Source organism: Bradyrhizobium sp. CCGUVB23, from assembly GCF_024199885.1.
GTDB lineage: Bacteria > Pseudomonadota > Alphaproteobacteria > Rhizobiales > Xanthobacteraceae > Bradyrhizobium.
Map to the genome: position 1 here is coordinate 7010082 of NZ_JANADQ010000001.1, position 12071 is coordinate 7022152.

Below are 12071 nucleotides of genomic sequence, written 5' to 3' on the forward strand. Positions count from 1 at the left end.
GCGGCATTCAGTTCGCCGGCTTGCAGTCTTTTGCGTAACGGTCACCGTAGTTCTCGAAGACCTTTTGAACGATCTCGGTCTGGAATTTTCCGTCAGGGCGCTTGGCGACCTTGGTCAGATAGAAATCCTGGATCGGATAGCCGTTAGTGTTGAATTTGAACGAGCCGCGCAGCGAGGTGAAGTCGGCCTTCTTCAGGGCTGCGCCTACGGCGTCCTTGTTGGCGAGGTCGCCTTTCACGCCCCTGACCGCGCTGTCGATCAACATCGCGGCGTCATAGGCCTGGAAAGCATAGGTGCCGGGCACGCTGTTGTAGGCGGCTTCATAGGCCGCGACGAACTTCTTGTTTTGCGAGTTGTCGAGGTTGGGCGCCCAGTTCGCGCCGCCGAACATGCCCACGGCCGCGTCCTGCTGCGCCGGCAAGGTCGATTCGTCGACCGTGAAGGCCGACAGCACCGGGATCGTATCGGCAAGCCCCGCCTGCCGGTACTGCTTGACGAGGTTGACGCCAAGGCCACCCGGCATGAACGTGAAGAGCGCGTCAGGCTTGAGCGAGGCGATCTTCGAAAGCTCCGGCTGGAAGTCCAGCGTGTTGAGCGGCATATAGGATTCCTCGACGATTTCGCCCTTGTAGTCGAGCTTGAAACCGGCCGCCGAATCCTTGCCCGCCTGATAGTTCGGCACCATCACATACATGCGCTTGTAGCCGCGGTCCTGGGCCACCTTGCCGAGGATCTCGTGCACCTGGTCGTTCTGGTAGGAGGTCACGTAGAAGAAGGGGCTGCAGTCCTTGCCGGCGAAGGTCGACGGGCCTGCATTGGGGCTGATCAGGAATGTCTTGGATTCCGTGACGGGGCGATGGATCGCCTGCAGGACGTTGGAGAAGATCGGCCCGACCACGAAATCGACCTTGTCGCGCTCGAGCAGGCCCTTGACCTTGGTCACCGCCGCATCCGGCTTCAGTTCGTCATCGACCACCACGACCTCGACATCGCGGCCGCCCATCTTGCCGCCGAGATCCTTGACCGCGAGCGCGAAACCGTCGCGAACCTGCTGGCCGAGCGCGGCGGCGGGGCCCGACAAGGTCACGATCACGCCGAGCTTGATCTTCTCCTGCGCAAGTGCCGGATCCAGTGCGGCGCCGACGAGCAGAGCCAATCCCGCCAACTTCAGTTTCTTCTTCATGATCTCTCCCATGCTCGCGCTCATGCTGCAGCCCTGTCGTTCGATCCAAGCTTATTCTGATGACGGCGTCCGCGGCAAGCAGAGCCGAAGCTTGCTGCATCTTGCGTTGCGCCATCCGCCCGCGCATCAGCCCTGCGCTATATGCAAGCGGCGCGCCAATTGCTTGAAGCCTAAAGAAATTCGGTCCGCACGGGTTGTTCGGCGCGTTTTGGGCTTGCGGTGGGGCGGAAATTACTTGAAGCTCAAAACGACCGTTGGCTCGCTTCCGCCGCCAGTGCTGTGACATAGTGACCGCACCACGATGCTCGATTCCGAGACCAAGGCTGTCGAACTTCCGGAAGACCATGCCGAAGAGCTTCGGCTGTGGCTGCGTCTGCTGACCTGCACGACCCTGATCGAGGGTGAGGTGCGCAGCCGCCTGCGGGAGCGGTTCGACGTCACATTGCCTCGCTTCGATCTGATGGCGCAACTCGACAAGGCGCCGGACGGCATGACCTTGTCCGACGTCTCCAAGCGCATGATGGTCTCCAACGGCAATGTCACGGGGCTCGTCGAACGTCTCGTGGAATCCGGGCACCTCGACCGCCGCACCTCCGACACCGACCGCCGCGTCCAGGTCATCCGGCTGACGAAGCTCGGCCGCGCCGAGTTTCGCAGGATGGCCGCGGAACACGAGACCTGGATTGCCGACGTCTTTGCCGATCTCACGCCAAAGGACGTGCGTGAATTGATGCGCCTTCTGGCCAAGACCAAGGCCTCGGCTCAGAAATCCGCCTCGCGCCGCAAAGCGTAGCCTGTTCCGCAGCGATCGCTCCCCCTGCCGTCAGAAAAAGCACGCGTTGTCCAAAATCTGCTATTGCGCCAAATTATTTTAAGCCTAAAATGATTTCCAGATAGTGCTGCCGGGTGCTCTCCAAGCTGAAAGGAGCGTGCGATGGCTAACGCCGCCAAGGTGCAACTTCCGGGCTCATATGCCGGCAGGGCTGGAACGGCTCACGCCGACACCTTTGTCTTGCAACATCTGCCGCCCCGCGATCTATGGCCCGAGTTCATCTTCACGCGGCCGGAGCTGCAATATCCGCCGCGATTGAACTGCGTCAGTTACTTCCTTGATCGCTGGGTCGAAGAGGGGCATGGCGATGCGCCATGCTCGATCAGTCCTTCCGTCAGCTACAGCTATCGCGAGCTGCAACGGCTCGTGAACCGCATTGCCAATGTGCTGGTTGGCAAGCTTGGCCTGGTGACCGGCGGACGTGTCCTGCTCCGCTCGGCGAACAATCCAATGATGGTCGCCACATATCTTGCGGTCATCAAGGCCGGCGGCATCGTGGTTGCGACCATGCCCTTGTTGCGTGCCAAGGAGCTTCTGTATCCAATTCAGAAAGCCGAGATCACGCTGGCGCTGTGCGACGGCAAGCTATCCGACGAAATGGAGAAGGCGAAAGCGGCAGCGCCGGGGTTGAAGCACGTCGTCTACTGGGGCACAGGCGCTGCGGACTCGCTGGAAGCGCTGACCGCAGACGCAAGCCCCGAGTTCGAGGCGGTCGACACGGCGTCCGACGATGTTTGCCTGATCGCCTTCACGTCGGGTACGACCGGCGACCCCAAGGGCACGATGCATTTCCATAGGGATATGCTGGCAGTCTGTGACGGCTATGCGCGCAACATCCTGCGGGCGAAGCAGGACGATCGTTTCATCGGATCGGCGCCGCTCGCCTTTACCTTTGGCTTCGGCGGCGTGTTGTTCCCGATGCATATCGGCGCGTCCTTCGTCGTTCTGGAGAAGACCACGCCGGACGATTTTCTTGCGGCCATCGAGCGCTACAAGACCACCGTCTGCTTCACGGCGCCGACTGCGTACCGCGCGATGCTCGGCAAGATCGCAGGCCGCGACATCTCGTCCTTGCGCAAATGCGTGTCCGCTGGTGAGACCTTGCCCAAGCCGACATTCGACGCCTGGCTGAACGCAACGGGCATCAAACTGATGGACGGCATCGGCTCGACCGAATTGCTGCACATCTTCATCAGCGCGACGGAAGACGAGATTCGCCCTGGCGCCACCGGCAAGCCGGTGCCGGGCTACGAGGCGAAGATCGTCGATGATGACGGCAACGACGTGCCATCAGGCACGATGGGCCGCCTCGCGGTCCGCGGGCCGACCGGATGCCGCTACCTTGCCGACGAGCGGCAGCGCAAATATGTCCACAATGGCTGGAACATCACCGGCGACACCTATGTGATGGATGCCGACGGGTACTTTTGGTACCAGTCGCGCTCCGACGACATGATCGTTTCGGCCGGCTACAACATCGCCGGTACCGACGTCGAGGCTGCTCTTCTGACGCATCCGGCGGTCGCCGAATGCGGCGTCGTAGGGGCGCCCGATGAGGCGCGCGGCATGATCGTGAAGGCGTATGTGATCCTCGCCCCCGGCGTCGTGCCGGACACGCGGCTTGCGACCGATCTGCAGGAGCACGTCAAGCGCGAGATCGCGCCTTACAAGTATCCGCGCGCGATCGAGTTCGTGACGCAGTTGCCGAAGACCGAGACCGGCAAGTTGAAGCGCTTTGCCTTGCGGCAGATGGCGCTGGCGGCGGCTTCGTCGCCCGGCGTCGACACCAAATAAGAGAGGAATGGACGATTGTCTGCAACGACGCCGAAGAGCCCGCAGCTCGCAACGCTGCCGATCAGGGAAGATGCACCTCCGACCCGGATCCTGCAGCCCTCCGGATGGCCGATGCCGAAGGGCTATGCCAACGGCGTGGCCGCGGAAGGACGCATCGTCGTCACCGGCGGCGTGATCGGCTGGGACGCGGAAGAGCGCCTTGCGGATGGCTTTGTCGCGCAGGTTCGTCAGACGTTGAGCAACATCGCGGCGATTCTTGCGGAAGGTGGCGCGCGGCCCGAGCACCTCGTGCGTCTCACCTGGTATGTCGTTGATATGGACGAGTACCTGGCCAACCTGAAGGCGCTTGGCCAGATTTACCGGGAGATTCTTGGCGCGCACTATCCGGCAATGGCGCTGGTGCAGGTCGTCAGGCTGGTGGAGAAGGCGGCGCGCGTCGAAATCGAAGCCACCGCCGTGATCCCGCGCTGATGCACCGATCAGCTCGCCTTGGCGAGATCGTCGTCCTCCGGTGAGTTCAGATAGACGCCGGAGATCGTGTCGACCCAGCACAGATGGTCGTGCACTTTCTTCACGCCATCGATGTTCTCGGTCAGGACGATTGCCGCCCGGCGTGCGCTCTCGTCCGTGATGACGCCGCTCAAGTGTACGATGCCGTCGCTGACGATGACGTTCAGTCCGAACGGGCACCAGTCGTTCTTTTCCATCGCGTCAATGATGCGGCTGCGAATGTGATCGTCGTCCGCCGTGGGATCGGGCACCTGGTGGGCAAGGCTAGCGACAGCCTGGAGCAGGTTGGCGCGAGAGACGAGACCGACGACCTTGTCGCCGCGTACCACGGGCAGGCGCTTGATGTTGTTCTGCTCCAAGATGTCGACGATCTCGGCAAGTGCCGTATCCTCGGTGATGGTCACCGGTGACGTCGTCATCACTTCGGAAACCTTGCGGCCGTGTTCCTGAACGAAATCGCTGGCCGATTGGCCGGGGCCAAGGATGAATTTCAGCCAGCGGCCACGCTTGCGCTGGGTTCCGATCTCGCTGCGCCGGATGAAGTCGCCCTCCGACACGACGCCGACCAGCTTGCCGGTTTCGTCGACCACCGGAAGACCGCTGACATGGCGTTTCAGCATGATGTTCGCGGCTTCGACGATGGTGGTGTCGGGCGTGACCGAGATGACCGACCGGGTCATGATCTGGTGGGCGCGCATGGCATAACTCCACATGTCCTGGCAGAATTCTTGGCCTGTTCTTGGCAAGAATCCTTGGCAAGAATTCGATGTCGCGAGCCTAGTGCAGGCGGAACTTGGCGGTTTGACGCAGGTCAATGGGTCAGGGGGCGCGGCCGCGCTTGATGCAGCTCAAGGTGCGCAAGGCCCATGGTCATATTCTGGAACCTGGAAGTCCCAGAGCGAGCCAGGAGGTCACCTTGAGCGAACTCGCCAAACTGCAAGATTTTGCGCCCGAGAAGCTGGTGTCGGATCCCGCCCGGCGGGTCGCGGAGGCAAACCAGCGCACGTTCGATCTCATGTTCAGCGCGCAACGGCTGTTCCTGGACGAGATTGTCTTCGTCGCCAACGAGCTCCTGGACCGCACGCAGACCGAGACGCATTTGTTCGCAGAGTTCATCTCAAAGCTCGCGGGCTCGCACTCTGTCAAGGACTGGAGAACGCTCAGCGCCGAATGCGGTCAGCATCAGATCGATTTCATCCGGCGCGACTGCGATCGGATTTTCAAGCACGGCGACAGAGTGATCGCGACCACCACGGGCCTCTTCAATGTTGCGTCTCGCGATTGAGCCCGAAGCCGGAAATACGGACGAAATGCGAGCCATGAGCGCCGGAAAGACCTCTCTACTCCAGCGGGCCGAGGAGCCCGCTCCAGTGGCCGATCTGATTGCCGACGTGCCAGCAGGCACTGAGGCCACAAGCCCCGAAAAAACGCCCGAAGCGGTGGCCGCTGGCCCAATCCCGTCGGCGGACTCCTATCCGGTTGACCGAGCCTTGCATGCGATGCTGGCGCGGCTGACCGGCGGCATCTCGCCCATCGCCCTGTCGCTCGCCTATCTCGATTGGGCCTCGCACCTTGTGGCCGCGCCGCAGCGACAGATGGAGATTGCGAAGGATGCTGTTCGAGATGCGGGCCTGCTGCTCCAGGCCGCAGCACATGCGCCAAAACCCGATCAGGACCCCTGGTCCGTGATCAAACCGCAGGCTCAGGACCGTCGCTTCGCCAGGCCCGAATGGGAAAGTCCTCCGTTCAACCTGCTGGCTCAGGCGTTTCTGCTGAGCGAGCAGTGGTGGCACAAGGCGACGACCGGCGTTCGAGGTGTGGCACCCGCCAACGAGGCGGTCGTGGAGTTCTCCGTGCGCCAGGTTCTCGACATGCTGGCGCCGTCGAACTTCGTCGCGACCAACCCTGAAGTGCTGCAAAGGGCCTTTCGGAGTGGCGGCCAGAATTTCGTGTTTGGTTGGCAGAATTGGTGGAGCGACTTTCCGCGGATGCGTTCCGCCAACAAGTTGGCCGGTGATGGCCAGTTCGCTGTCGGCAAGACGGTGGCGGCCTCGGCGGGAAAGGTGGTCTACCGCAACGAATTGATGGAGTTGATCCAGTATCACCCGACCGCCGAGAAGGTCCGGCCCGAACCGGTGCTGATCGTTCCGGCCTGGATCATGAAGTACTATATCCTCGATCTGTCGCCACAGAATTCACTGGTGAAGTATCTCACCGGCGAGGGCTTTACCGTGTTCGCGATCTCGTGGCGCAATCCGGGCGCCGGCGACCGCGACGTTGCCTTCGACGATTATCGGAAGCTGGGTGTGAAGGCAGCGCTTGATGCGATCGCGTGCATTCAGCCGCGCCGGAAGGTCCATGCTCTCGGCTACTGCCTTGGGGGAACCCTGCTGTCGATCACCGCCGCCGCGATGGCGCGCGACGGTGACAATCGCTTGAAGTCCATCACATTGCTGGCCGCGCAAACGGATTTTACCGAAGCGGGCGAGCTGACGCTGTTCACCAACGAGAGCCAGGTCGCATTCCTCGAGGACATGATGTGGGAGCGCGGCTATCTCGACACCACGCAGATGGCCGGCGCCTTTCAGCTTCTGCGCTCGAACGATCTGATCTGGTCGCGGCTGTCCCACGACTATCTGCTGGGCGAGCGCGCGCCGCCGAGCGATCTGATGGCCTGGAATGCAGATGCCACGCGTCTGCCATATCGGATGCATTCGGAATATCTGCGTCAGCTGTTCCTCGACAACGATCTGGCGGAGGGACGCTATCACGTCGACGGGCGCAACATCGCATTGTCGGATATTCACGCGCCGATGTTCGTGGTCGGCACGCTGAGGGATCACGTGGCGCCCTGGCGATCGGTCTACAAGATTCACTATCAGGTCGATGCCGACGTGACCTTCCTCTTGGCCAGCGGCGGCCACAACGCCGGCATCGTTGCGCCGCCTGGCGAGCCCGGGCACAGCTATCAGGTGATGACCAAGGCGGCAGACGCGCCCTATGTCGGCCGTGACGAATGGGTCGAACTCGCGCCGCGTGTCGAGGGGTCGTGGTGGCCGGAATGGACCAGATGGCTCCTCGCGCGGTCCGGCGACCTCTGCGAACCGCCTCGCATGGGGCTCGGCAATGTCGATCATCTGCCAGATGCGCCTGGCGATTACGTCCTGACCTAGTCGGCAGGCTCCGTGCCGAGCGTCAATCCGGAGGCTCGAAAAGGCTTCGCCTTGTCGAGTTTCCTATAGGCGGTCGCCGCCGTCTGCAGCAGTTTCTTCTCGCGCTTGCGACCGAGGAAGTGGAGGCTGACGGCCGACCCCTCACCATTGAGCGCCCTGGCAAGCGCACGGCCTCTTGCGTCGTCGTTGAGCTGCCCAAGGCTGCGTTGTGCTCGGCGCAACTGTTTGAGAATGGCCTTCTGCTTCTCAAGCGACTCATCGACGAACAGGTCTTCGAGGGACTCGATCGCGTAGGTCAGTCGCTTGTTGCGAAGCCGCAAGCGATGCCGCTTCTTCACGCCGAGCTCGTCGAGCTTGCGCGACTTCTTCAGAAGGATCCTTTCCCACGCCGCCAGCTGCTGCGCGGCGTGTTCGGCGAGCGAAGCCCGGCGCAATCTGATGGCCTCCTTGGTTCGTCTGGTTGACCAGGGCCCGCTCTCGATCCAGCCGGATGTCTGCTCGATGAGGCGGCGACAGCGGGCCGATTGCAGCGCTCGCGCCAGAATACGATGGCTTTCGGCCCGTTTCTCCTGCCACAACTGAAGCTGGGCAATCAGGGCGAGTTCTTCGCCGCTGGCAGCGACAATTCGCTCGATCGCGACATCGAGATCGCGCACCATGCCGAGTTGCCTATGCAGCCATTTCAGCTCGGTCCAGACGACCGGCCGCACGGTGTCGTCGACCATGGGAGAAAAGAAACGGATGGCGGTGCGAAGATGCGTGAGCGCGATGCGAATTTGGTGAAGGGCGTCGGGATCGCCGCTGCATGTTCCCTCGTGCTGGGCCATGACCGCATTGAGGTGACGACGGGCTACGATTCGAAATGCGGTATCGCAGGCCATTCCGGCACTGAGGCGGGCCGGCGAGGTGCTCCGTGCCGATGCCGGCTTGACGCGGGCGGGGGCCTCCGGTGTCGTGGTGCGTCGCGCCATCGTCCTGCTTACCTGTCCCCCGCCATCCCCGTCCGGCAACGGTCGCGCGTCTGCTCTGGTGTTCCTGAGGCGTCGATGATCCTCCAGTCCAGGTCGCCGATATTATAGCGCTCCTGAAGCTCGGCAACCTCTCGCGTTGCGTCTGATGCGTCGTCCCGCCGGCTGCCGATACGCGCCTGGCGCGTTGCCAGGTCCGCGACCAGGAAGAACCCGCTCAGAGGGACATTGCACGCCCGCGCCAATCCAGCCACCTCGCTCCGCTCGGACTGCTGCGCAAAGACCGCATCGACGATGACCGAATGCCCCTGTGCCAGAACGCGCCGCGCGCGCTCGGCCAGGGCATCATAGACCCGCGCGGTGACGTCGGGATGATAGGCAGATTGCGGCAGCCGGTCTGTTTCCTGGACCCCGAACAGCTGTTTTCGCACGACGTCGCTGCGCAGCACGACGGCACCCGGCTGTGGCGGGACGAGGGGAGCGAGCATGCGCGCGAGCAGCGATTTTCCAGTCCCCGAAAGGCCACCGACCGCGATCAAGCGGGGAGCCGGGGGACTGATCAGCGCCTGGGCCAGGCGAAAGTAGCGACGCGCATCTTCGATGATCCCGGTTTGATCGGCGTGAGGCCGTGCCAGCTTCGCGAGCAGCACCTGGGCGCGGATCGCTGCGCGGATGGACATGAATAGAGGAAGCGCGCCAAGCGCGTCGGCGTTTTCGGCTTCCGTCGTGACGAGGTAGCGATTGAAGACTATATTTGCTGCCGACTGCTGCTCATAGTGCGGCAGGTCCATCAGCGTGAAACCAAGGTCATAGAGAACGTCGATCGAAGCCATCTCCGGATCGAACTCAATCGCGTCGAACAGCGTTGGCTGATTGTCGATCAGCACGATGTTTCCCAGATGCAGATCGCCGTGGCAGCGTCGCACGAAGCCCCGGCGTCCACGATCCTCGAGTAGCTCACGAACGCGCACAAATGCGTCGTGTGAAGCCCGTGCCAATTCGTCGATCTCGGTCGTCGAGACATGGCCGCCGCGCCGCAGACCCTCGCTATTTCCGTCGATCAGCGCCGGGATCTTTCCGATCCAGCGAGGTGCCTCGACGCGCGCTGCGATCGCGTGCGAGGCTGCGATCGCATCGGCGATGCCTGTCGCGAGATGCGGATCCAGTGGGCCGGCTTGTGCGAGATGATCCAGCGTCCGGTTTTCGTCGAAGCGGATCATCTCCACGGCGAACTCGATTGCCGGACCTTCTCCTTCAATCCTTAGCGAGCCGTCACGCTCCTCCGTGATCGCGACCACGCGCCGGTAGATCTGCGGCGCCAGCGGTTGGTTGATTCTGATTTCCTCCTCGCAGGCTGCCTTTCTCTTCTCCAGCGTCGAATAGTCGAGGAAGGGAAAGCGGACTGCCCGCTTGATCTTCAGTACGCGGTTGCCGTCGAGAAAAACCGAGGCCGCATGCGTATCGATCCGCGTGACGCCCGGATGCGTCCTCGGATCGGTCAGGAATGCGAAGATCCGCTCTTGGGTCGAAGTGTCTGGGTGTGAGGGCGTCATGTGGCGATATCGTCAAGGCCGCAGCACGGCCGCTCCCAGGATCTGCCCGCCCCGCAGTCTGTCCAGAACCTCGTTGGCCTCGCTCAACGCAAAGACGGTCGTCTCGGTCCGGACGCCGGCCTGCGGCGCAATCTTCAGAAAATCCAATCCATCCTGGCGGGTCAGGTTGGCGACGGAAAGCAGCTGCCGTTCCTCCCAGAGCAGGTTGTAGGGGAAGCTCGGAATGTCGCTCATGTGAATGCCGGCGCAAACCACGCGGCCGCCTTTGCGGACCGCACGCAAGGCGGCCGGCACGAGCTCGCCGGCAGGTGCGTAGATGATGGCAGCATCGAGTGGGGCATCAGGCAGCTCGTCCGATGCCCCAGCCCAGACGGCGCCGAGCTTGCGCGCAAAATCCTGTGCCGCAATGTCGCCGCGGCGCGTAAAGCCGTAGACAGAGCGCCCCTGCCAAACTGCGACCTGGGCGACGATGTGGCCAGCGGCTCCGAAGCCATAGATCCCGAGCCTTTTCGCGTGTCCTGCCATCACAAGCGAACGCCAGCCGATCAGGCCCGCGCATAGCAGCGGCGCGATCGCGACATCGTCGCCATCCTCGCCAAGCGGAAATGCGTAGCGTGCATCGGCAATGGCATGCGTCGCGTAGCCACCGTCGCGCGTGCAGCCCGTGAACAACGGATGATCGCAGAGATTTTCCATGCCTTCGCGGCAGAACCGGCAGGTGCCGCAGGTGTAGCCGAGCCAGGGGATGCCGACGCGATCCCCTAGCCGATGCGTGGTCACGACGGGCCCGATGAGATCGACGCGGCCGACGATCTCATGACCGGGGACAATCGGATAACGGATATCAGGCAGCTCGCCGTCAACCACATGAAGGTCCGTACGGCAGACGCCGCAGGCACTGACCTTCACCCGGATCTGGCCGTCGCCGGGGATCGGATCGGGCCGTTCATCCATCCGCAGCCGCGCTCGTCGGCCGGGCAGCACCATCGCACGCATCAGTCTCTCCCGAACCCATCGCAGGGATCATATCGATCCTAGCGTGTGAACACGGCAAGTCCTTGACGCCCATCAAGTCGTCGGCTTGCCGGACCGCCCTTGGCCTTGACGAGGATCAAGGGGCGGGCGGCGAGGCGGTATATCTTGACCGACAGAGGAGAATTCCGATGCCGATCAAGGACGTCTTTCTGCCGCTTGTTGGTGAACCGAGTAAGCCGGCACTGGCCGCGATCGAGACATGCGTGGCGGCAGCCGCCAATCTCGGTGCGAAGATCACTGCGTTCGCCGTGGAGGAGGATATTCTCGTCCGGCCGAAGGTGGTGATCTCGTCGGACCTGGACAATGCGGCGCAGGCTCATGCCGTGCGCAGTGTGACGGGGGTCCAGGACCTGCTGAATGCATTCAGGACTGCGGCATCCCGCTTGAACGTTCGGGCCGACGGCCAGTTGCACAAATTGGAGGCGGAGACGATTGCGTCGGCGGTGGCGGAGCGCGCGCGTTACAGCGATCTCACGCTGGTCCCGGTCAAGGGGAACGACAGCCGTTCGGAACGCCTGATCGAGCAGTTGATTTTCGAATCCGGGCGGCCTCTTTTGCTATGTCCCGAAGCGCATGCCGACAAGCTGCGGGTTGAATTCGAGAACATCATGATCGCGTGGGACCGTTCCGCGCCCGCGGCGCGAGCCGTCGGCGATGCCCTGCCGATCCTCCAGGCGGCTACCTCGGTTCGGATCATCACGGTGACGGATGACGCGACCGACGACGTCAGGAAATCCGGGGCGGGCCTCGTCGACCATCTCAGGGAGCACGGAGTCACTGCGTCCTTTGAAACCGTCAGGATCGACGGCAGCTCGATCGGCAAGGTGCTCGGAAGCTGGGCACGTGAGCACGCCATCGATGCGATCGTCATGGGGGCCTACCACCATTCCCGCCTGAACGAGATCGTCTGGGGCGGCGTGACCAAGACCGTCATCGGCGAGCCACCCTGTTGGGTTATGATGTCGCACTGAGCATGATCCGGAGAAGTGAAACGGTTTTCCGAAAAGATCATACTCAAGCAAC

Annotated in this window: 11 protein-coding genes; 6 read left to right on the forward strand and 5 right to left on the reverse strand. The window is 62.6% G+C overall.

Translation table 11 applies throughout. The annotated features are described in order from the left end of the window. Positions 1 to 7: 7 nt before the first annotated feature. Entirely contained in the window at positions 8 to 1183 is a 1176-nt protein-coding gene (locus NLN62_RS32480) for an ABC transporter substrate-binding protein (RefSeq protein WP_254111517.1), read from the reverse strand. A 301-nt stretch (positions 1184 to 1484) separates the two neighbouring features. Between NLN62_RS32480 and NLN62_RS32485 the strand changes: the two genes are divergently transcribed. From NLN62_RS32485 to NLN62_RS32495, 3 genes are all read left to right on the forward strand, one after another. Then, the gene (locus NLN62_RS32485) at positions 1485 to 1976 is read left to right on the forward strand and encodes a MarR family winged helix-turn-helix transcriptional regulator (protein WP_254111518.1); all 492 of its coding nucleotides are present in this window, start codon (positions 1485 to 1487) and stop codon (positions 1974 to 1976) included. Positions 1977 to 2117: 141 nt separating this feature from the next. After that, entirely contained in the window at positions 2118 to 3809 is a 1692-nt protein-coding gene (locus NLN62_RS32490) for a benzoate-CoA ligase family protein (RefSeq protein WP_254111519.1), read from the forward strand. Positions 3810 to 3824: 15 nt separating this feature from the next. Further along, positions 3825 to 4280 (forward strand): RidA family protein, encoded by a 456-nt coding sequence (locus NLN62_RS32495; RefSeq protein ID WP_027528461.1) that lies wholly within the window; start codon positions 3825 to 3827, stop codon positions 4278 to 4280. 8 nt (positions 4281 to 4288) lie between these two features. On the opposite strand, the gene NLN62_RS32500 is transcribed toward NLN62_RS32495, so the two are convergent. Beyond that, positions 4289 to 5017: a CBS domain-containing protein gene (locus tag NLN62_RS32500; RefSeq protein WP_254111520.1), complete on the reverse strand. Its 729-nt coding sequence runs from the start codon at positions 5015 to 5017 to the stop codon at positions 4289 to 4291. A gap of 218 nt (positions 5018 to 5235) precedes the next feature. On the opposite strand from NLN62_RS32500, the gene NLN62_RS32505 reads away from it, so the two are divergent. Together NLN62_RS32505 and NLN62_RS32510 are read left to right on the forward strand one after the other, a co-directional pair. Then, positions 5236 to 5604: a hypothetical protein gene (locus tag NLN62_RS32505; protein WP_254111521.1), complete on the forward strand. Its 369-nt coding sequence runs from the start codon at positions 5236 to 5238 to the stop codon at positions 5602 to 5604. A 34-nt stretch (positions 5605 to 5638) separates the two neighbouring features. Next, positions 5639 to 7492 carry an alpha/beta hydrolase gene (locus NLN62_RS32510; protein ID WP_256576005.1) on the forward strand — a complete coding sequence of 618 codons (1854 nt, stop codon included), beginning with the start codon at positions 5639 to 5641 and terminating at the stop codon, positions 7490 to 7492. On the opposite strand, the gene NLN62_RS32515 is transcribed toward NLN62_RS32510, so the two are convergent. The 3 genes from NLN62_RS32515 to NLN62_RS32525 are packed head-to-tail and all read right to left on the reverse strand — an operon-like array spanning position 7489 to position 11009. After that, positions 7489 to 8463 carry a CHAD domain-containing protein gene (locus NLN62_RS32515; RefSeq protein WP_254111522.1) on the reverse strand — a complete coding sequence of 325 codons (975 nt, stop codon included), beginning with the start codon at positions 8461 to 8463 and terminating at the stop codon, positions 7489 to 7491. The two genes, NLN62_RS32510 and NLN62_RS32515, sit on opposite strands and share 4 nt — an antisense overlap. An 8-nt stretch (positions 8464 to 8471) precedes the next feature. Further along, positions 8472 to 10013 carry a bifunctional aminoglycoside phosphotransferase/ATP-binding protein gene (locus NLN62_RS32520; RefSeq protein WP_254111523.1) on the reverse strand — a complete coding sequence of 514 codons (1542 nt, stop codon included), beginning with the start codon at positions 10011 to 10013 and terminating at the stop codon, positions 8472 to 8474. A 12-nt stretch (positions 10014 to 10025) separates the two neighbouring features. Beyond that, a complete protein-coding gene (locus NLN62_RS32525; RefSeq protein WP_254111524.1) occupies positions 10026 to 11009 on the reverse strand; it encodes a zinc-dependent alcohol dehydrogenase family protein in 984 nt (327 codons plus the stop codon). 167 nt (positions 11010 to 11176) lie between these two features. Between NLN62_RS32525 and NLN62_RS32530 the strand changes: the two genes are divergently transcribed. Then, complete coding sequence (locus NLN62_RS32530; RefSeq protein WP_254111525.1) at positions 11177 to 12019, forward strand: universal stress protein; 843 nt, start codon at positions 11177 to 11179, stop codon at positions 12017 to 12019. Positions 12020 to 12071 lie beyond the last annotated feature (52 nt).

Bases quoted from the DNA above. Each gene is read 5' to 3' on its own strand.
- NLN62_RS32510 (WP_256576005.1), top strand. From the start codon at position 5,639: ATGAGCGCCGGAAAGACCTCTCTACTCCAGCGGGCCGAGGAGCCCGCT.
- NLN62_RS32520 (WP_254111523.1), bottom strand. From the start codon at position 10,013: ATGACGCCCTCACACCCAGACACTTCGACCCAAGAGCGGATCTTCGCA.
- NLN62_RS32515 (WP_254111522.1), bottom strand. From the start codon at position 8,463: ATGGCGCGACGCACCACGACACCGGAGGCCCCCGCCCGCGTCAAGCCG.
- NLN62_RS32480 (WP_254111517.1), bottom strand. From the start codon at position 1,183: ATGAAGAAGAAACTGAAGTTGGCGGGATTGGCTCTGCTCGTCGGCGCC.
- NLN62_RS32485 (WP_254111518.1), top strand. From the start codon at position 1,485: ATGCTCGATTCCGAGACCAAGGCTGTCGAACTTCCGGAAGACCATGCC.
- NLN62_RS32500 (WP_254111520.1), bottom strand. From the start codon at position 5,017: ATGCGCGCCCACCAGATCATGACCCGGTCGGTCATCTCGGTCACGCCC.
- NLN62_RS32530 (WP_254111525.1), top strand. From the start codon at position 11,177: ATGCCGATCAAGGACGTCTTTCTGCCGCTTGTTGGTGAACCGAGTAAG.
- NLN62_RS32490 (WP_254111519.1), top strand. From the start codon at position 2,118: ATGGCTAACGCCGCCAAGGTGCAACTTCCGGGCTCATATGCCGGCAGG.
- NLN62_RS32525 (WP_254111524.1), bottom strand. From the start codon at position 11,009: ATGCGTGCGATGGTGCTGCCCGGCCGACGAGCGCGGCTGCGGATGGAT.